At 64.7% G+C, this 19,270-nt stretch carries 14 protein-coding genes; 8 read left to right on the forward strand and 6 right to left on the reverse strand.

What is annotated here, in order from left to right:
• Positions 1-13: 13 nt before the first annotated feature.
• The 4 genes from minD (at position 14) to NKI66_RS16385 (ending at position 5,395) form a co-directional block, all read left to right on the forward strand.
• The gene (gene minD, locus NKI66_RS16370) at positions 14-829 is read left to right on the forward strand and encodes a septum site-determining protein MinD (RefSeq protein ID WP_127415391.1); all 816 of its coding nucleotides are present in this window, start codon (positions 14-16) and stop codon (positions 827-829) included.
• Positions 826-1,098 carry a cell division topological specificity factor MinE gene (gene minE, locus NKI66_RS16375; RefSeq protein ID WP_024501686.1) on the forward strand — a complete coding sequence of 91 codons (273 nt, stop codon included), beginning with the start codon at positions 826-828 and terminating at the stop codon, positions 1,096-1,098. Before minD ends, minE begins: the two co-directional genes overlap by 4 nt.
• Positions 1,099-1,397: 299 nt before the next feature.
• Positions 1,398-3,602: a sensor domain-containing diguanylate cyclase gene (locus NKI66_RS16380; protein ID WP_352441818.1), complete on the forward strand. Its 2,205-nt coding sequence runs from the start codon at positions 1,398-1,400 to the stop codon at positions 3,600-3,602.
• A gap of 326 nt (positions 3,603-3,928) precedes the next feature.
• A complete protein-coding gene (locus NKI66_RS16385; protein ID WP_352752277.1) occupies positions 3,929-5,395 on the forward strand; it encodes a coiled-coil domain-containing protein in 1,467 nt (488 codons plus the stop codon).
• A 281-nt stretch (positions 5,396-5,676) separates the two neighbouring features.
• Here the strand turns inward: NKI66_RS16385 and NKI66_RS16390 are convergent, their stop codons facing one another.
• The 6 genes from NKI66_RS16390 to NKI66_RS16415 form a co-directional block, all read right to left on the reverse strand.
• Positions 5,677-7,461 carry an ABC transporter ATP-binding protein gene (locus NKI66_RS16390; protein ID WP_031213654.1) on the reverse strand — a complete coding sequence of 595 codons (1,785 nt, stop codon included), beginning with the start codon at positions 7,459-7,461 and terminating at the stop codon, positions 5,677-5,679.
• A gap of 9 nt (positions 7,462-7,470) precedes the next feature.
• The gene (locus tag NKI66_RS16395) at positions 7,471-8,505 is read right to left on the reverse strand and encodes a glycosyltransferase family 2 protein (RefSeq protein WP_352722079.1); all 1,035 of its coding nucleotides are present in this window, start codon (positions 8,503-8,505) and stop codon (positions 7,471-7,473) included.
• Positions 8,506-8,509: 4 nt separating this feature from the next.
• Positions 8,510-9,616: a glycosyltransferase family 2 protein gene (locus tag NKI66_RS16400; protein WP_023814314.1), complete on the reverse strand. Its 1,107-nt coding sequence runs from the start codon at positions 9,614-9,616 to the stop codon at positions 8,510-8,512.
• Entirely contained in the window at positions 9,613-10,779 is a 1,167-nt protein-coding gene (locus NKI66_RS16405; RefSeq protein WP_031213973.1) for an acyltransferase family protein, read from the reverse strand. Before NKI66_RS16405 ends, NKI66_RS16400 begins: the two co-directional genes overlap by 4 nt.
• A gap of 559 nt (positions 10,780-11,338) precedes the next feature.
• Complete coding sequence (locus tag NKI66_RS16410) at positions 11,339-12,580, reverse strand: ATP-binding protein (protein WP_023814317.1); 1,242 nt, start codon at positions 12,578-12,580, stop codon at positions 11,339-11,341.
• On the reverse strand, positions 12,577-13,305 hold the full coding sequence (locus tag NKI66_RS16415) for a response regulator (protein WP_031213974.1): 729 nt from the start codon (positions 13,303-13,305) through the stop codon (positions 12,577-12,579). Before NKI66_RS16415 ends, NKI66_RS16410 begins: the two co-directional genes overlap by 4 nt.
• Positions 13,306-13,515: 210 nt before the next feature.
• Here NKI66_RS16415 and NKI66_RS16420 point away from each other — a divergent pair, with 210 nt between their 5' ends.
• From NKI66_RS16420 to NKI66_RS16435, 4 genes are all read left to right on the forward strand, one after another.
• A complete protein-coding gene (locus tag NKI66_RS16420) occupies positions 13,516-14,235 on the forward strand; it encodes a hypothetical protein (protein ID WP_023814319.1) in 720 nt (239 codons plus the stop codon).
• A 140-nt stretch (positions 14,236-14,375) separates the two neighbouring features.
• Positions 14,376-14,603, forward strand: a complete 228-nt coding sequence (locus NKI66_RS16425) for a hypothetical protein (protein ID WP_023814320.1) — start codon at positions 14,376-14,378, stop codon at positions 14,601-14,603.
• Positions 14,604-14,845: 242 nt separating this feature from the next.
• A complete protein-coding gene (locus NKI66_RS16430; protein WP_031213976.1) occupies positions 14,846-16,117 on the forward strand; it encodes an efflux RND transporter periplasmic adaptor subunit in 1,272 nt (423 codons plus the stop codon).
• Positions 16,118-16,120: 3 nt separating this feature from the next.
• Positions 16,121-19,264, forward strand: a complete 3,144-nt coding sequence (locus tag NKI66_RS16435; RefSeq protein ID WP_023814323.1) for an efflux RND transporter permease subunit — start codon at positions 16,121-16,123, stop codon at positions 19,262-19,264.
• Positions 19,265-19,270: the final 6 nt, after the last annotated feature.

The raw sequence follows: 19,270 nt of genomic DNA on the forward strand, positions 1-19,270 counted from the left end.
CGGAGGCTTTTCAATGGGCAAGGTAGTGGTGGTCACCTCGGGCAAGGGGGGCGTCGGCAAGACGACCTCGACGGCGGCCCTCGGGGCGGCCGTGGCCAAGACCGGCAAGAAGGTGGCCTTGGTCGACTTTGACGTCGGCCTGCGCAACCTCGACCTGATCATGGGCGCCGAGCGGCGCGTGGTGTTCGACCTCGTCAACGTCATCCAGGGCCAGGCCAAACTTTCGCAGGCGCTGATCCGCGACAAGCGGGTCGAGACGCTGTTCCTGCTGCCGGCTTCGCAGACGCGCGACAAGGATGCGCTGACCGAGGAGGGCGTCGGCGAAGTCATCGACAAGCTGCGCTCGGTGTTCGACTACGTGTTCTGCGACAGCCCGGCCGGCATCGAGCGCGGCGCGCAGCTCGCCATGCGCTTTGCCGACGAGGCGGTCATCGTCACCAACCCGGAAGTGTCGTCGGTGCGCGATTCCGACCGCATCATCGGCCTGCTCGACGCCCGCACCTTGCGGGCCGAGCAGGGCGAGCAGATCGCCAAGCATGTGCTGGTCACGCGCTACGATGCAGCGCGCGCCTCGCGTGGCGAAATGCTGTCCATCGACGACGTTCTGGAAATCCTGTCGGTGCCGCTGCTCGGCATCATCCCCGAGAGCCAGGATGTGCTGCGCGCCTCCAACCTCGGTTCGCCGGTGACGCTGTCGGAGCCGCTCAATTCTGCCGCCAGGGCTTATATCGACGCTGCCAGGCGGCTGGAGGGCGAGGAATTGCCCGTCATCGTGCCCTTCGAGCGCAAGGGCTTCCTCGATCGTCTTTTGGGAAGGAGGGCGGCATGAACCTGCTCGACATCTTCAAGCGACGCTCCAGCGCCCCGGTGGCGCGCGAGCGGCTGCAAGTGCTGCTCGCCTACGAGCGCCGCAACCGCAGCCAGCCCGACCTCGTCTCCATCCTGCGCGAGGAGATCATGGCCGTCATCGCCAAGCATGTGCAGATCGACCAGGACTATCTGCAAGTCTCGATGGACCGCGGCGAGACCATGTCGACGCTGGAAATCGACATCCAGATCCCCAACAAGAGCGCCGTGCCGCTGGCCATGGCGGGGTGACTTTTTTTACCCTCCCTCTTGTGGGGGTCCGAAGGACGGGCGAGACCGGTGGCTCGCCCCCGCAAGTCGATCCGCAAAGCGGATCGGGGTGGGGGTTGGCGCCAGCACCCCCACCCGGACCTGCGGTCCGACCTCCCCACAAGGGGGAGGTGGGGAGCCCAGTCCGCTCCCTCCGCGTGTGGAGCGGCATCGCCTGCCATCGTTAGGACGTTGATAAGCATTTGGTAATAAAAAGCCGGAAATGAGATGCTGGCTCGATTTGACATGCGCAATGCTGTCGTTCTCGGCGGAGCCATGACATGCGTATCAAGAGCCAGATCATTCTCTCCATGGTGGCCGCCGCGGCCCTGATCGGGCTGGTCGGCGGCGTTGCGATCTTTACGCAGATAGCGGCGACCAAATCGTTGGGGTTGACCGAAGCGACCAACGTCGCGCGGGAATTGGCCGACACCATCGTTTTCAAATCATCCGATGGGACGCCTTCGCTGCTCGAGCGGCCCGAGGCGCTCAAGCAATTCATGGAGCACCAGCACCGCCGCCTGCACCGGGATTTCCTGGTCCTCGACAACAACAAGACCATCCTTGCCCATGCCGCCGACGAAGAGCACCAGGTCGGCGACAAATTCGGTCACGACCCCGGCAACGAAATAGGCCAGACCTTGGCGGACGGCATTCCGCGCAGATTTGTCGACCCGGAGGAAGTGAACGCCATACTGGCCGTTCCGATCGAAAATCCCGAGGATACGATCATCGGCGCCGTGCTGCTGGAATATGACCCCGTTCTGCAGGCCGCCGAACAAAGCACCAACAGCCTGCTCTGGCTGGTTGGCCTCAGCGCGACGGCCGCCGTGCTGGTCGCGGTCGGCTTCGCATGGCTGCTGCTCCGTCGTTTCAGCTCTGGCCTCGGGGACATGATGCGCGGCATGGAAGCGCTGGCGAAAGGCAACGCCATGACGCGCATCAGCCACGCCCGCAACGATGAATTCGGGCAGCTGGCCGATGGTTTCAACACGATGGCGGACCAGCTTGCATCGGCGCGTGCGCATGTCGAGGACATCGTCGAAACGGCTGCCGAAGGCATCGCGGTTCTGAACGGCGACGGCCGCGTCGCCAGCGCCAATCCAGCGGCGGCAACGATGATCGGGCGGCGCGCCGACAAGATCGTCGGGCAGCAATGGGATTCGGTGCTGACGGTTCGCGACCCCAGAGGCGGTGCGTTCGCCGCTGGCGCTTCTCCCATCGAAATGGCGTTAGCCACGGGCCGGCAACACCAGGGCGAAGTGCGCCTGACCAGATCCGACGGCTCGCATCTGCCGGTCATCGCCAGTTGCAGTCCGCTCAGCAGATCCGAAGGCGGCCTGGTCCTCACGCTCAACGACATCAGCGAGCTGCGCCGCGCGGAAGGAGTGGTCAACGAGCGTGCCGATCAGCTGGCGCTCCTCAACCGCGAGCTGCACGACAAGTCCGAGACCACGACCCGTCTGGTGAAGCTTGGCGAACTGCTGCAGGCCTGCGTCACCTTCCCGGAAGCGTTCTCGGTGGTCGGCACGGCCATGGCCGAGTTCCTCGGTGGCTTGAGCGGAACCGTCCACTTGACCAGCGCGTCGCGCAACCTGGTGGAAGAGATGGCGCATTGGGGCGACGTCCGCTCGAGCGCCACGCAATTCGCGCCGGAAGACTGCTGGGCGCTCAGGCGCGGCCAGGAACATGTCGCTGGCCCCGGCATGCTCACGCCGCGCTGCGCGCATATCACCGAGAACGGCAAGAAGGGCTATGTCTGCATGCCTCTGGCGGCCCAAGGCGAGACGCTGGGCATCCTTCATCTGTGCGAGCCGAATGCGGCCGAGAAGCCACAATGGCTGACTGAAAGACAGCAGATCCTGCGCGGTGTCGTCGACACGCTGGCGCTCGCCCTGGCCAATCTGCGCCTGCGCGAGACGCTGCGGCAGCAGTCGATCCGCGATCCGAACACCAGTCTGTTCAACCGGCGATATCTCGAGGAGACGAGCAGCCGCGAACTGCGCCGGATGGAGCGCTCGGGCCAGCCGCTGGTGATCATCATGCTCGATGTCGACCATTTCAAGCAGTTCAACGATACGTTCGGCCACGAAGCCGGCGATCTCGTCCTGAAGCAGGTCGCCGCCACCTTGATCGAGCACGCCAGGGATAGCGATGTCGTGTCGCGCTACGGCGGCGAGGAGTTTGCCCTGGTCATGCCGGGAAGCTCGGTCCAGGAAGGTGCCGAGCGGGCGGAAGCGCTGCGCCAGGCAATCAGGAAGCTTCATTTGACGCATCGCGGCCGAACGCTGGGCACCGTCACAGCCTCGTTCGGTGTCGCCGCCTACCCCGAGCATGGCGTGGGCTGGGCCGAATTGACCAACGCCGCGGATCACGCGCTCTACGAGGCCAAGGGTAGTGGGCGCGACCGCGTCGCCATCGCGCTGGGCAACGCGTCCGGCGAGCGACCTCCGATCCAGTTGGTACCAGCCCCGAAAAGCAGCTGAGACCGTTTGGGGTAGAGCACTCGGCCCGGCCCGCGATAGTCATCCTGCGCCTGCCAAGAGGGATCAGGCAAGTTCTCTCTGCCCTCGAGGTCTCGCGCGCGGGCTCTTCCTGAGCGGCCGCGGTCTTGCCGTCCTTCAGACCTCCACACTGTCAGAGGATCCGGCTCTTTTCGGCTGCGGCATTGGTTGTTCGGGCTATTTCAACCCCCAAATGTCCCAAATTTACCTTTGTGCCGACGGGGCTTCCCCTGCGCAAGCAGCGGATGTAAGGATATATTAGCAATTTGTTAAGTTCGAAGCGAGGTATGCGTAAGGGGAGTTTGGTGATGAACTTCAGAGGCCTGATCAAGCGTGCTGAAGACGTGGATAAAGCGATCCAGGACCTGCAGATCGATTTGGCGGACGCGCTGGATGCAAGTCTCGACGCCAACGACCTGGTGCCGTCGGAGAGCGACGATGTGCCGGATGCCCAGGCGGCAGCCGATGATGGGCCACCCCAGGCCGACGCGGCAAATGACGACAACGCCAGGAAGGCCGACGCTGCGGGCGATGCGGACAGTTCCGAAACCGCGCCACGACTGACGGCCCATACACAGACCCGGCTGGCTGCATTGAGCGCCTTCGAGGGTCTCTTCCATGACGCCAGGGACTATCTGGAGGAGATCAATGACAAGCTGTCGGAGATCGGCACCTCACACCATCTGACGCGTGAATTCCTCAACATCCTGCACAGCGACATCCTGCGCGCCAACGAGCTGGAGGTTGCCAATGCCGCTCTGGCCGCCGAACAGAGGGCGCTGTCGGAGAAGCTGCACGATGCGACGAGAAAATTGCGCGAGCGTGACGGCGCTTTCGAAGCGCTGCAGCAGCGCGAGACAAGCCTGGTTCAGGACCGGGAGACGCTTCGTGCGGCACTTGCCGCGGTAAGGCTGGAACTGGTGGAGACAGCCAATGCGAGCGCCAAACGTGAAGCGGAGTTCGGCGACATCGCCAAGCGGCTGACCGCCAGGACGGTCGAGGCCAACAGGCGCTTGCGCGAAAGCAAGATGCTGCGCGAAAAGCACGTCAACCTCTCGATCGAACTCGACAAGGCGCTGAAGCGGGAATCGCAGGCGCGCCACAGGCTCGACGAGCTCTCGACGATCCATGCCAGCGAAGCAGCGCGGCTGGCGGAGCTGCTGGCCGCGCTCGGCAAGAGCGAGAAAGAGGAGATGCGGCTCCAGAAGTCGCTCGAGGCCGCACAGGCGAAGCTGTCGGAAACGAACGAAGCAGCACGCATGATGGAAGGCGACAAGGAAGCCGAGCTGGCTCGCAGCCAGGCGGAAATGCGCGGGTTGAGCTCGGAGATCCAGAACCTGCAATCGCGGCTGGAGCAAACCTCGACCGAAAACAGCGAAGCCGCAGGCGAGATCGCCAGGCTCAAGAGCGAATTGAACGATGCCTTGGCCGAAAAGAAGATCGCCGATGAAAGATTGTCCGCGCTGACCCAGGAGAGCGAAAGCGACAAGATGAGTCTTTCCAAGGTGAACGCCAACCTTTCTCAGCTGACGCTGCAACAGGCGTCCGAACAGATACAGTTCGACGTGCAGAGGCAGGAATGCGAGGACCTCAAAGCTGAAATCGCATCGCTCAATGCCCGCATCAAGGAACTGCTGCCCTACGAGCGGCTCCACAAGGCCACCAATGGCAGGCCGCGCGAGGACGGCGTGGTCGAGATAGCCGGGGCGATGGCGAAGAAAGCACGGACGACGGGCAGGCGGCGCATGCGCAGGAATGTTGGCGCCGCTAGCTGAAGTGTGGCGCTGAAGGGCTTCAGGCGACCCGCTTCAGGTCTTTTGTGCATGGGAGGCCGGCACCTCACCCGGAGAGTAAGCCCAATGGGGCACCGGCCAGGCGGATCGACAGGTCCGCCGCACAGGCAAGGTAGCGCGCCTCGGTCCCGCACGGCATTGGTGCGATCACGGAAGGTGCCAGCGGCACTTCCCCAAGCTTCTGATTCGAACCTTTGCGACGACCCGCCGGCCGGAGGCTGCAAACACGCCCGGGAAACGATCGCGGCCGGCCCGGTGCCTCCTCAGTCGAGCGGCTCGTGCTGATAAAGCTCGTCCATGCTGAGCGAGGCCAGGGCGCCGAAAGGGGCCTGCTTTTTCACGCGGCCGCCGCTCAGGATGACCACGTCGTCGCAGAACGAGATTGTGCTGTGGTGGTGGCTGATGACGATAGTCGTGCGGCGGCCGGCTCTCGACTTCAGGGTCTCGACGATGGCCGCTTCCGACAGCCCGTCCACCGCATTGGTGGCTTCGTCCAGGATGAGGAGATCGGGATCGCGGACCAGGGCTCTCGCCAAGGCGATCCGCTGCCTCTGTCCCGCCGACAGATTGACGCCCCTGTAGCCGACCAGCGTCTCGTAGCCCTGAGGCAGCCTTTCGATGAACTCGTGCGCTTCGGCCAGTCTTGCGGCGGCCTCGGCGTCGCCGGCTGTCGCCGTATCCTGCCCGTAGGTTATGTTTTCAAAAATGCTGCCATCGACCAGTTCCAGTTCCTGACTGGCCAGGGCGATGTGCCGTCGCCACTGGCTGGCGTCGATCCCGTCGAGCGGCGATCCATCGACGAGGATGCTGCCAGTGTCCGGTTCGACGAAGCGGCACAGGAGATTGACGATCGTCGTTTTGCCGGCGCCCGAGCGGCCGATCAGCGCCGTCGAGCGGCCGCCGCGGATTTCGAATGTCGCCGCATGCAGCACGACCTCGCGCCGGTCCGTACCGGAATAGGTGAATGTCACATCGTCGAACTTGATGCCCTGGCGCAGGCCGTGGAACGGCTCGTCGCCTTGCGGCGGTTGCGGCTTGCCGGCGGGATCCAGCAGCCATGTCACCTCTTCGAGCGATCCGCTCAGGCCCTGCAACTGGCTCCACGACCCCTGCAGGGCCCGCATATGCGGCTGCAGCCTGTAGAGCAGGATGACGAACGCGATGATCAGCGGGAAACTCACCTGCGCCAGCCAGGCGCCGATCACCACCGCCAGGAACAGCATGGCGTGGAGAACCTCCGTCAGCGGCGGCAGCGCTCCCTGGCGCACGAGCAGCGCGAAGGAGGCGCGGCGAACCGCATCCGACGCCGTGTCGAATATCGCCTTTTCCCGGTTCTCCTGTCCGAAGATGCGGATCAGCCGTCCGGCATGCACAAGGTGAAGCATCTGCGAGGCGAGGTGGCCGTTGCGCGAAGCGACGCTGCGGCTGGGCTCCTTCAGATTGGCAGAGAGGATGGCGTGCGCGATCTGGACGAGCGCCAGTCCGAGCGTGACCAGCAGCGTCATGCGCCACGAAAGCAGCAACAGGAAAGCCAACAGGATGATGGCGGCCGATGCGCTGACGATGGCCGACAGCATGATCTGGATCGCATCGGAGGCCCGCCAGGACTCGTTGGAGATGATGTTGAGCAGGCGTCCGGGGCTTTGCCGCAGGAAGAATGGGTAGCCGACCCGCAACAGCTGCTCCGACAGGGCGCCACGGATGGAATGGCTTGCCTTGCCGGAGATGAAGGTCGTCAGCAGCGTGTTGGCGAAGGCGAAGACGTTCTTCAGGATGATCGAGCCGAGGATGGCGACCGAAATGACGATCAGCCGGTCGCGCTCGCTCAAGCCCGATCCGACATGCTGGAGGACAGCGGAGAAGCCGCCCATTCCGGCCGCATCCCCGTGTCCCATGATGATGCCCAGCAACGGGATGATCAGGCCGATGCCGAACCCTTCGAGGACGGCGCTGAGCAGGCCGAGTACCACCACCGCCGGAAGCAGGCGCAGTTGCCGCTTTCCGAACGCCCGGAACAGCATCGGCAGGTTTGGCGGCAGCATTGGCATTATTGCGTTTCACCTCGCCTGGGCATTGGCTTGCTGATCTTGCCGCACTGGCTCGGCCCGCGGCCGTCTGGCCAGCAGGAGAACCGCGAATCTGGCCGCGCCGAGCAAATTCATGGCGACGATCGGCCAGTGCGGCAGGTTGAGTTCACGATCGAAGGCGGGTCCTCCCGCCAATTCCCTGATAGCCCCTCTTGCGGCCCAGTAGAAATGGCGAAGCAGCCAGGGCGCGTGGCGAACATGCTTCAGGCAGAGTCCGCCATTGCCCAGGCTGTAGTCGCGGTGCAGCTTCTCGATGGCTTTGCGATCCCGCCGGCCATGATGATGGAATATCGTCATATCAGGCACATACTCGACTGCGATGCCGAGCAGCATCGCGCGCACGAGATAATCGGTATCCTCGGCCGACCGCAATGGTCCGCCGGCGCCGAAGCGTTCGTCGAAATAGCCGATGCGGGCCGCGACATCGCGGTGCATCGTCATGTTGCAGCCCAGCACGAAGCCGCCGGGATGAACATCTGGCGTCAGCCGCTCGCGCGCCCACGACCGCTTGATGGTGAACGGCAAATCCCTGGCATCGCCAAGCTCGACACGTCCGCCCCGGATGAGCCATTGTTCCCCGGACGCATAGTGTCGCTCCAGATCGCGCAGGTAATCGCGATGGACCGCGCAGTCATCGTCGACGAAGACCAGCACACGGCCGCGCGCGCGCCTCAGCCCGGCGTTGCGCGCGGCCGCCAGCCCGGGGCGCGGCTCGCAGACCGGCGTGAACGGAATGTCCGACGCAGCGGCGATGCTGGCCAGGCGTTCGGCCGTGCGGTCGCTCGAACCGTTGTCGACGACCACGAGTTCGGCGGCGAAGCCGGCATGTGCGCGGCACGCGGCTTGCACCGACTTGATACAGGCATCGAGCACGGCGACGCGGTTGCGCGTGCAGATGATGAAGCTGACTTCCGGCGCCGATCGTTCCGGGCGGGGACCGGCCGGGGCAGGGCCAAGCGCCGTCGAACGATCGCGCTGCAGAGGTTGGTTGGCTTTGACGATCATGCCTTTAACTCAACCGATGAGACGCCAGAACCGCCGCGGCGGGCGCGGATTTGAAGAAGTACGCCATGGCATCGGCTTGTCTGGCGGCCGACAGCGAGGCGAGGCTGAGCCAGGGCGCCCAGGCGCCGGGCCGCAGCGCATATTGCTCGCGGCGCCGGATGACGTTCCATTTCGCGGTCCGCGTCAGCAATTCATGCGTCAACGCCGGCTGCTTTTTGTCGGCGACGAGCTGGTAGAGGAAATAGAACAGGTTCAGCGCGCCAGCCTCGAAGCTCGGCCGCGTCGCCGCCGGCAGCGAGCGGATTTCCTCCTCCAGCGCGACGATGAAGCTGGCCGCACGGGCGACCGTGTCGTGGCTGACCGCATCGCCGATGTCGCGCAGGTCCCGCGTGGCCTGCGCCAGGCCCTCGCGCTCGAGGTTCTCGGCCACGATGCGCAAATGCGTCCTGCGCATCTCCTTGACGTGCCGGCTGGTCACGCTTGCCTCATGGACGCGGTAGACGACCAGGTTTTCGGGCATCATGGCTGCCGGGTAGCGGCTGGCCAGCCGCCTGAAAAGATCGAAGTCCTCGGCGTGCCTGTAGGTCTGGTCGTAGTGGAGAACGCCGTCGTCGATGACCTTCCTGTTGTAGACGACCGTCGGGTGCATGAAGATCGTGAAGAACATCGCCAATACAGGGATGCGGCCGAACTGGAACACCGGATCCGGCCTGCCGATGGCGATGCGGCCGCGGATCAACATGTCGACGCCGGCGCCGCAGAAGCCCAGTTCGGGCCGCCGCTCGAACAGCGCCACCTGGCGCGACAGACGCCAGGGATAGGCGACGTCGTCGGCGTCCATCCGCGCGACCAGTTCGCCCCGGGCGACCGCCAGCCCTTCGTTGAGCGTCGCGACAAGGCCGCGGTTTTCGCGCGAGATGATCGAAATGCGGCTGTCGGCCTTTTGGCATCGCTCGAGTATCTCGAGCGAATTGTCGGTCGAGCCGTCATCGATCGCGATTATCTCCAGGCGGCCGTAATCCTGCCGCAGGATGCTTCCCAGCGCGGCGGCGAGATAGGGACCGGCATTGTAGACCGGCAACAGGACGGAGACGAGCGGCGCGGCGGTCATCGTCTCGCATCCGTGCGCTGGAGTTCGAGCGACGGTGTGCGGCCATCGGGCGATCCGCCGGCCGCTGTCGCGAGCCAGCCGCCAGGGCTGCCCTGTGCGGAGCGGGTGCGCGCGACATAAGGGAAGTGGCGCTTGAGGCTGTTGAGCGGCCTCTCGAAAACCACCCAGGAAATCGAGGCCGCGACAATCGTGGCGGCGCTCGCAACCAGGAATCGCCCTGGCCCTTGCTCCGAGACGTTGAGCGGAATCCAGGGCTGCGCCTTGACGGCGAGCGACAGCAATATTGGATGGTAGAGATAGATACCGTAGCTGATGCGGCCGAGGCCAAGCAGCGGCGGCAGTTCGGCAAGCTTGCCAAGGATGCCGCCAAGGCCGCGCGAACAGGCGGCTACGATGACCATCAGTGGCACCAGGGGCAGGACTTCTCGCAGCACCCAGCGGGCCCATTCCAATGTCGGATCGGCGGGCTCTGGGACTAACCACTCAATCGCCAGGAATGCGGCGGCGAAGGCAGGCCAGCCCAGCCGCATCCAGTGCGGCAGGCCGGCGCCCCTAAAATGCCAGCAGGCAAGCAGCGCGCCCGAAGCCAGCGCGTCCATGGATGCCGGCGGCAGCAGGTCGCGCGCCAGCGCCGGCGTGGCAGTGATCGGCCAATAGAAGCGATAGGCCAGCGACAGTGCGATGACGGCGATGCAGATGGCCTCGAAGCGGCGGCGTGGGGCCAGCAGGACGACCAGCGGCCAGGCAAGATAGAACTGCTCCTCGATGCTCAGGCTCCAGAAATGGCCCAGCACCCAAGGGTTCCAGTTATTGTGCTGCGCATACCAGAAGTTCGACAGATAAAGCGCATGCCAGACCAGCGATCCTCTGGATTGATCCAGGTCAACCAGCCAGACGAAACCCAGGACGGCAAAATAGGGCGGGAATATCCGCAACATCCGCCTGATGTAGAAGGAGCGCAGCGCGGGGCCGGTTTCGAATTCGGTGGCCGAACGCGCCTCCAGCAGCAGGCGCGTGATCAGGAAGCCGCTCAGCACGAAAAACAGCCGCACGCCGATATGGCCCCAGAACGAAGGTCCCTCCGCGAAGAAATGGGAATACAACACCATCGTTACGGCGATGGCTCTCAACGCATCAAGTTGGATGTCACGGGCGCTTCCCATCAGCGGCTTCCGCGGCATTGATGTCCGCGACGTATCCGCCAGCCGGTCGTTTCGGGCACCAGGCGGACGAGATCCGCCAGGGCACCGGCACCGTCAAACCTTCGCTTTGCGGGTCCGATCGCGGCGAGTCCGATCGGGCCGGGCTCGAAATCGACGGACGAACAGCACAAGTTGGTCAACGTGCCGGAATCCTCCACAGCGTATGTCCAGTCGCAAACGAACCCCAAAGGAATGGTTCGGCCACCCTATTGTGCGGCGCAACACAAAAAATCTACCGGGATGAAATACTTATGTGAGCAAGCGCTAAAGATTCCTGCTTCGGCTGATTGGGAGGACGTCGTAGGCTGACGCAATAAGATAGGCCTAATCTTTTGTTAAACCAGGCGAAATTTCGGAGTCTGTGTTTTTTGCCGAGTGGATTGGCTCTGGTTACGCCGAGAAATGGGCTGGAACCATTGGCTTTGCGCGGTGCAGCATCGTCGCCGTCTTTTTCTTGCCGTAAGGCTCACTGCTCCCGAGGCAGGCATTCCGTCCAACGGGAACTCGCACGTAACGCTCCTCACACTGCCTCGAACACCACCGTCTGTTCCAGCCCGCCGCCCCGGCGGTTTTGCAGCGTCACGATGCCGCCGTAGCGCTCGATGATTTCCTTGGCGATGGCGAGGCCAAGACCGGCTCCGGGGACGGATTGCAGGCGGCCGGGGTCGACGCGGAAGAAGGGCTCGAACGCCTTGTTCAGGAGTTCCGTGGGTATGCCCGGGCCATGGTCAGATATGGTCAGCACGGCGCGATTGTCGGCTGCGGCCAGGTCGATGCGGCACGCCTTGCCATGGGTGGCGGCGTTGACGATCAGGTTGCGCAAGGCGCGGCGCAGGCCAAACGCGCCGGCCCGCACGCAAACCTTGTCCAGGTGCCCGATCGAGACGGCATGGCCGAGCGATACCATCTCGGCTTCGATATCGCGCACCGTCTTTGCCAGGTCGACCGGTTCGACGGCGTCCTGGTTCACTTCTTCGCGCACCAGGCGGATGGCGCTATCGGCGATGCGGTCGAGTTCGTCGAGGTCGTGAAGCCATTTGTCGCGTTCGTCGTCGAGGAATTCGGCGCGCAGCCGCATGCGCGTCATCGGCGTTCGCAGATCATGGCCGGCGGCGGCGACCAGCCGCATTCGGCTTTCCATGGCGGTCCGCAGCCGCGACGAGAGCTGGTTCAGCGCATGCGCGGTAGCCTTGACCTCGGCCGAGCCCACTTCCGGCACCGCCGCCAGCACGCCGTCCGATCCGATCTTGGAGACGGCGGCCTCCAGCATCTCGAGCGGGCGGATCAGCACCGAGGTGAAATAGACCGACACCGCCGTGGCGCCGGCGACGATCAGCGAGATCCAGCCGGCCAAGACCAGCCATTCGCGCCTTGGCGGCTTGAGATGCGGCACCTCCATGATCGCCCAGCGGCGGTCAGGCAGGTGCATCGATGCGATCTGGCCGGGTTCGTCCGTCTTCTCGTTGACGACCGCCGGAAAGTCGAGGCCACGGCGGTGCAGGATGTCATTGAGCATCGCCGTTTCCGCACGAGCCACCTTGCCGCCCGCCGGATGGTCGGCGAATTGCACCCGCAGGACGTCGGGGATCGGCCCCGGCAAAAGCCGCACCACCAGTTCCATCTGTTGGGCAATCCAGGGCACGGTCAGTTCCGGCGGCGGTCCGCCGCCGCGCACGCTGATGACGGCGGCCGTCGCCAGGCCGACGACGCCGACGATCGAGGCGACCAGCAGCAGGATGAGACGGCGGCGCAGCGAGTTCACGCGTGGCTCTCCACGGTGTCGACGCGCGCGGTGAGTTGGTAGCCGCCATTGCGCACGGTCTTGAACAGCGGCCCGTCGCCGGTGTCGGAAAATTTGCGGCGCAGCCGGCTCACCAGCACATCGACCGAACGCTCCAGCGGGTCGCGCTCGCGGCCTTGCGTCAGGTCGAGAAGCTGGTCGCGCGATAAAAGCCGGCCGGGACGGTCGAGAAACACCTGCAAGAGGTCGAACTCGGCGCCCGTAAGGTCGACGGCCACGCCTTGTGCATCCGTCACCTTGCGGGTGTCCGGCTCCAGCCTGTAGCCGGCGAAGCGGTAGGTACGCGCGCGCGGGGAGGCGGGCGCCTCCTCGGGAGCCGAGCGCCTGAGCACGGCACGGATGCGGGCAATGAGCTCACGCGGGTTGAACGGCTTGCCGAGATAGTCGTCGGCGCCGAGTTCCAGGCCGATGATGCGGTCGACATCTTCTTTCAGCGCCGTCAGCAGGATGACCGGGATATGCGGCTTGCGGTCACGCAAGGCCCGGCAGATATCGAGCCCCGAGCCGTCCGGCAGCATGACGTCGAGCACGATCAGGTCGAACTGGCCCGCGCCCAGCCTCTGTTCGCATTCGCGCCGGTCCGCCGCAGCTGTGACACGAAAGCCCTGGCTGTCGAGATAGCGCTGGAGAAGCGTCCTGATCTCGCGGTCGTCGTCGACGACGAGGATATGGGGTTGTGACTGCATGACCGTGCCCTTGCCTTGGCCGCGATTATAGGGAGAGCCGCATCCAAGCGGCACGGAAAATTGCAACTGAATGTTTCCGGCAGGCCGTGGGAAACATTCAGTTACAAATTGCCCTCTTGCGGAAACCTTCGGCAATACGCCGACGCGAAGCGGACAAATACGCTTCCTATCCTCTCATTTGTCCGAAGCATGAGAGAAAGGAACACCGTCATGCGAAGCAGACTTCTTGCGCTCGGCCTGTTTTCCGTCGCCGCAATTCACCCCGTGCTGGCGACACAGCGCGATCCGGGTGCCGCCCCCGGCGAGCCGCCACCGGTCATGGCCCAGCAGAGTGGGGCAATGCAGGATGGACCCGATCATGGCCCGATGGCCGGACCCGGCCCGCACGGGCCGATGCGGCATGGTCCGCAGGGTTTTGGCCCGCGAGGTTTTGGACCGGAAGGCTTTGGCCCCCGCCGCATGGGTCCGCCGCCGGAATTCATGCTGGCCGCCCGGCTGGCAGCGCTCGAGACCCGCGTCGGCATCCGCTCCGAACAGCTCGACGCCTGGCGCGACTACACCAGCGCGCTGCAGGCCGTGCTGGCGCCGCCACGGCCCGATCATGGGCGGCCCGGTGGTCCTGATGGCTCCGGCAGTCCTGAAGCGAAGGGCTCCGACTCAGCCGGCCCTGACGGCAAGCGCGATCCCTTCGCCTTCCAGGAAAAACTGGCCGACGACGTCACGGCCCGCGCGGTTTCGGCCGGCAAGCTGAAAGACGCGATCGCGGCACTGCGCGCCAAGCTGACGCCCGAACAGCTCGAAATCCTCGCTTCGGCGGAACGTCCCCACGGACCACCCCCCGGTCCCTGGGGCGGTCCGCCGGATGATGCAGCCGGCCCCCGAGGTCTGCCCAACGATGGCAGTCCGCCGCCCCAGCCCGGGAACGGCTGAGAACTCTGACCGGCTGCGCCGGCCGGCCCGGTACCCAACCCGTTCTCGGGCCGGCCGGTCTCTTTCAGGGATGGCGGGCGTATCTTCGCCATCCCTGTTTTTCAAATCATGCCCAGTTCAAATCAAACGGAAGCACGACAATGTGGGAAGCCATGATACTGCTGCGGCTGCTCGCGTCCGCCAGCCCGAGATTGTCACTCGACCATGCCGGACGCGGTCTTCCGCTGTCCGGACGCGGCCTGCCACTGGCTCTGCCGGCCGACACGCTGAAGGGCGCGATCCGCCTGCGCTTCGCCGCCTGGCGACTGTCGCTTCCGCTCTCGCAGTCGCTCGACAACCATGGACATCATGACCGCAAGATCGCGTGAACTCCGGCAAGGCGCTTGGCATGTCCTCGCTGATCGGCATAATGATGTTGGTGGGCATCGCGGCCAGCTACTCGACCTTCGAGCAGCTCCGGCCGACGAGAAGGAGCGCGACATGAGCCGCTTCGAAGCATTGCTCGTCGCCGCCCGCCGACGGGTGCGGCCTATCATCATATGGATCGGCATGCCCTCGACCAAGCGGTCCATTGCCAGCGCGTACGCAACTCCAGGGAAAGATCCAGGCCATGATTTCCAAGTCTAGCCAGCCTCGTTTTTCGGCACGCCGTCTGGCGCCCTGGGCCGCGATGTTCGCCGCCACTCTTCTGCTGGCGTCCTGCTCGCAGGAGGGCAGCGCCCCCGCCGGCATGGGCGCGCCCGGCAAACCGGAAGTCGGTGTCGTCACCTTGCATCCGCAATCGGTGGCGATCACCGCCGAGCTGTCGGGACGCACGGCGGCCTCGCTGGTTGCCGAGGTGCGCCCGCAAGTGAACGGCATCATCCAGCAGCGCCTGTTCAAGGAGGGCAGCGAGGTGGCGGCTGGACAACCGCTCTACCTCATCGATCCGGCGAGCTACAAGGCGTCGTATGACAGCGCGGTCGCCGCACAGCAGAAGGCGCAAGCGGCGGTGCCCACCGCACAGGCCAAGTTCGACCGTTATGCCGGTCTGTTGAAGCAGAACGTTGTTTCCAAACAGGATTATGACGATGCCGCCGCCACGCTGGCACAGGCGCAAGCCGATGTCGCCTCGGCCAAGGCCAGTGCCGAGACCGCGCGCATCAGCCTCGACCGGACCTCGATCACCGCGCCGATCGCCGGGCGCATCGACAAGTCCACGCTGACGCCGGGTGCGCTGGTGACCGCCAACCAGGACACTGTGCTGACGACCATCCGTGCCCTCGATCCCATCAATGTCGACGTCACACAGTCGAGCACCAACCTGCTCAACCTGCGCCAGGCGATCTCGGAAGGGCGGCTGAAGTTCAGCGGCCCCAATGTCAGCGTCAAGCTGAAGCTCGAGAACGGCACCATCTACACACAGACCGGCAAGCTGGAATTCGCCGGCGCCAATGTCGACCAAACCACCGGCACCTTCGCGCTCAGGGCCGAATTCCCCAATCCCGACCGCCTGCTTTTGCCCGGCATGTATGTGCGGGCGCTGGTTGAGGAGGGCGTCGCGCAGAATAGTTTCCTGGTGCCGCAGCGCGCCGTCAGCCGCAACACCAAGGGTGAGGCGACGGCGATGGTCATCAATGCGCAGGGCAAGGTCGAGACGCGCGTGCTCGCAGTGCGCAACAGCGTCGGCAACAACTGGCTGGTGGATTCGGGTGTCGGCGACGGCGACCGCGTCATCGTCGAGGGCATGCAGCTGGTGCGCCCCGGCGGCGACGCGACGGGCGTCGAAGTGACGATCGACGAGACGACAGGCGAGGTCAAGGACCGCGGGCAGGGCACTTCCGCCGCGCCCGCCGCGTCCAACGCTGCCAAACCGGCGCCTGCCGCCGCGACCGGGAACTGAGCGATGTCCGTATTCTTCATCAACCGGCCGATCTTCGCCTGGGTGATCGCCATCGTGATCATGCTGGGCGGGCTCCTGGCGCTCACCTCGCTGCCGATCTCGCAATATCCGCAGATCGCGCCGACGACGGTCAATATCAGCGCCACCTATCCGGGCGCCGACGCGCAGACCGTCGAGAACTCGGTGACCAAGGTCATCGAGCAGGGCATGACCGGCATCGACAATCTCGACTACATGACGGCGACGTCGACCTCGACCGGTTCGGCCTCGATCACGCTGACCTTCACCACGGCTGCCGATCCCGACACCGCCCAGGTGCAGACGCAAAACAAGCTGCAACTGGTGCAGTCGCAGCTGCCGCAGGTGGTGCAGAGCAACGGCATCACCGTCTCCAAATCCTCGACCGGCTTCCTGATGGTCATCGGCTTCGTGTCGACCGACGGCAAGATGAACTCGACCGATCTCGCCGACTATGTCGATGCCACCGTCAACGACACGCTGAAGCGCGTCGAGGGTGTCGGCTCGACGCAGCTGTTCGGCTCCGGCTATGCCATGCGCATCTGGCTCGACCCCGACAAGCTCGCCAAATACGCCTTGATGCCGAGCGACGTGGCCTCGGCGATCGAGGCGCAGAACACGCAGGTTTCGGCCGGCCAGCTCGGCGGCCTGCCGGCGCGCAAGGGCCAGCAGCTCAATGCCACCGTGACGGCCAAGAGCCGGCTGCAGACCGCCGAACAGTTCCGCAACATCATCCTGAAGAGCCAGACGGACGGCTCGCTGGTACGCCTCAACGACGTCGCCACCGTCGAACTCGGCGCCGAAAGCTATACGACGCAGGCCAATTACAACGGCAAGCCGGCGGCGGGCGTGGCCGTCAATTTGGCGACCGGCGCCAATGCCATCAACACCGCCGAGGCGGTGCGCTCGACGATCGCCCGGCTGAGCTCGACCTTCCCGCAAGGCGTCGAGGTCGTCTATCCCTACGACACTTCGCCTTTCGTGCGGCTGTCGATCGAGGAGGTGGTCAAGACGCTGGCCGAAGCGATCGTGCTGGTGTTCCTGGTGATGTTCATTTTCCTGCAGAATTTGCGCGCCACCATCATCCCGACGATTGCCGTGCCGGTGGTGCTGCTCGGCACGTTCGGCGTGCTGTCGCTGTTCGGCTATTCCGTCAACACGCTGACCATGTTCGCCATGGTGCTGGCGATCGGCCTGCTGGTCGACGACGCCATCGTCGTGGTCGAGAATGTCGAACGCGTGATGCAGGAAGAGGGCCTGCCGCCGAAAGAGGCGACGCGCAAGTCGATGCACGAAATCACCGGCGCGCTGATCGGCATCGCCACCGTGCTTTCGGCCGTGTTCGTGCCGATGGCTTTCTTCGGCGGTTCGACCGGCATCATCTACCGGCAATTCTCGGTGACCATCGTCTCGGCGATGGTGCTGTCCGTGCTGGTCGCACTGGTGCTGACGCCCGCACTTTGCGCCACGATCCTGCGGCCGCCCAAGAACCATGCGACGCAGACCGGTCCGTTCGGCTGGTTCAACCGGGTCTTCGATCGCGGCACGCTTGCCTATCGCGACGGCTCGCACGGCATCATCAACCGGTCCTGGCGTTTCCTCGTCGTGTTCCTGGCCATCGTCGTTGCCGTGGGCTGGATGTTTGCCCGGCTGCCGAGTTCGTTCCTGCCGGAAGAGGACCAGGGCATCCTGATCACCAGCGTGCAGCTGCCGGTCGGCGCGACGCATGATCGCACGGAGCGCGTGCTGGCAGAGGTGACCAACCATTATCTCAACCAGGAGAAGGACGTCGTCGACGGGGTGTTCACCGCCTCCGGCTTCGGCTTCGGCGGCGCAGGGCAGAATGTCGGCATCGCTTTCGTGCGGCTGAAGGATTTCGACCTGCGCAAATCGCCGGCTTCCGCCGCGCAGGCAATCGCCGGCCGGGCGATGGGCGCGTTTTCGAAGATCAGGGATGCTCAGGTCTTTGCGCTTGCGCCTCCCGCCATCCAGGGGTTCGGCAACACCAACGGCTTCGACTTCTACCTGCAGGACGTCAACGGCGCGGGCCATGACGCGCTGATCCAGACGCGCAACCAGCTTCTGGCCCTGGCCGGGCAGAGCAAGCTGCTCGCCAACACAAGGCCCAACGGCCAGGAAGACCAGCCGCAATTCTCGGTCGACATCGACCAGGAAAAAGCCAGCGCGCTGGGCGTCAGCTTGGCCGACATCAACAACACGCTTTCGACCGCCTGGGGCAGCGACTACGTCAACGACTTCATCGATCGCGGGCGGGTGAAACCGGTCTATCTGCAGTCGGACCCGAACTTCCGCATGCAGCCGGAAGATTTGGACAAATGGCAGGTCCGCAATGCCAGCGGCGCGATGGTGCCGTTCTCGGCCTTTGCCTCCAGCCATTGGACATTCGGTTCGCCCAGGCTGGAGCGCTACAATGGTTCGGCGGCGGTCGAGATCCAGGGCGCGGCGGCGACAGGCGTCAGCTCGGGTGCCGCCATGGACGAGATCGACAAGCTTGTCGCGCAACTGCCCGCCGGCTATTCCCACGAATGGACAGGGCTGTCGCACCAGGAGAAGCTTTCCGGCAACCAGGCACTGTCGCTCTATGCGATCTCGGCCCTTGTGGTGTTCCTTTGCCTGGCAGCACTTTATGAGAGCTGGTCGATCCCGTTCGCGGTCATGCTGTCGGTGCCGATCGGCATCTTCGGCGCGCTGCTGGCGGCAAGCCTGTTCGGCCAGTCCAACGACGTCTATTTCAAGGTCGGCCTGCTGACCACGATCGGTCTCGCCGCCAAGAACGCCATCCTCATCGTCGAGTTCGCCATCGAGCGGCAGACCGCCGGGATGGGGCTGGTCGAAGCGACGCTGGAGGCGGCGCGACAACGGCTGCGACCGATCCTGATGACGTCTCTGGCCTTCATCCTCGGCGTGCTGCCGCTGGCGATTGCCAGCGGCGCGGGCTCAGGCGCGCAGAACTCCGTCGGCATCGGCGTGATGGGCGGCATGATCGCGGCGACGGTCATTGGCGTGTTCCTGGTGCCGCTGTTGTTCGTCACCGTGCGGCGCATCTTCAAGGGCAGGGCGGCCAAACCAGATACGGGCGAGACGCCGGTGACGGTCAACCAGCAATAAGGAAAA

The organism is Mesorhizobium sp. M0518 (assembly GCF_040321125.1).
In the GTDB taxonomy this organism is placed as follows: Bacteria; Pseudomonadota; Alphaproteobacteria; order Rhizobiales; family Rhizobiaceae; genus Mesorhizobium.

Bases quoted from the DNA above. Each gene is read 5' to 3' on its own strand.
- NKI66_RS16430 (WP_031213976.1), top strand. From the start codon at position 14,846: ATGATTTCCAAGTCTAGCCAGCCTCGTTTTTCGGCACGCCGTCTGGCG.
- NKI66_RS16415 (WP_031213974.1), bottom strand. From the start codon at position 13,305: ATGCAGTCACAACCCCATATCCTCGTCGTCGACGACGACCGCGAGATC.
- NKI66_RS16425 (WP_023814320.1), top strand. From the start codon at position 14,376: ATGTGGGAAGCCATGATACTGCTGCGGCTGCTCGCGTCCGCCAGCCCG.
- NKI66_RS16405 (WP_031213973.1), bottom strand. From the start codon at position 10,779: ATGGGAAGCGCCCGTGACATCCAACTTGATGCGTTGAGAGCCATCGCC.
- minD (WP_127415391.1), top strand. From the start codon at position 14: ATGGGCAAGGTAGTGGTGGTCACCTCGGGCAAGGGGGGCGTCGGCAAG.
- NKI66_RS16380 (WP_352441818.1), top strand. From the start codon at position 1,398: ATGCGTATCAAGAGCCAGATCATTCTCTCCATGGTGGCCGCCGCGGCC.
- minE (WP_024501686.1), top strand. From the start codon at position 826: ATGAACCTGCTCGACATCTTCAAGCGACGCTCCAGCGCCCCGGTGGCG.
- NKI66_RS16390 (WP_031213654.1), bottom strand. From the start codon at position 7,461: ATGCCAATGCTGCCGCCAAACCTGCCGATGCTGTTCCGGGCGTTCGGA.
- NKI66_RS16400 (WP_023814314.1), bottom strand. From the start codon at position 9,616: ATGACCGCCGCGCCGCTCGTCTCCGTCCTGTTGCCGGTCTACAATGCC.
- NKI66_RS16395 (WP_352722079.1), bottom strand. From the start codon at position 8,505: ATGATCGTCAAAGCCAACCAACCTCTGCAGCGCGATCGTTCGACGGCG.
- NKI66_RS16435 (WP_023814323.1), top strand. From the start codon at position 16,121: ATGTCCGTATTCTTCATCAACCGGCCGATCTTCGCCTGGGTGATCGCC.
- NKI66_RS16420 (WP_023814319.1), top strand. From the start codon at position 13,516: ATGCGAAGCAGACTTCTTGCGCTCGGCCTGTTTTCCGTCGCCGCAATT.
- NKI66_RS16385 (WP_352752277.1), top strand. From the start codon at position 3,929: ATGAACTTCAGAGGCCTGATCAAGCGTGCTGAAGACGTGGATAAAGCG.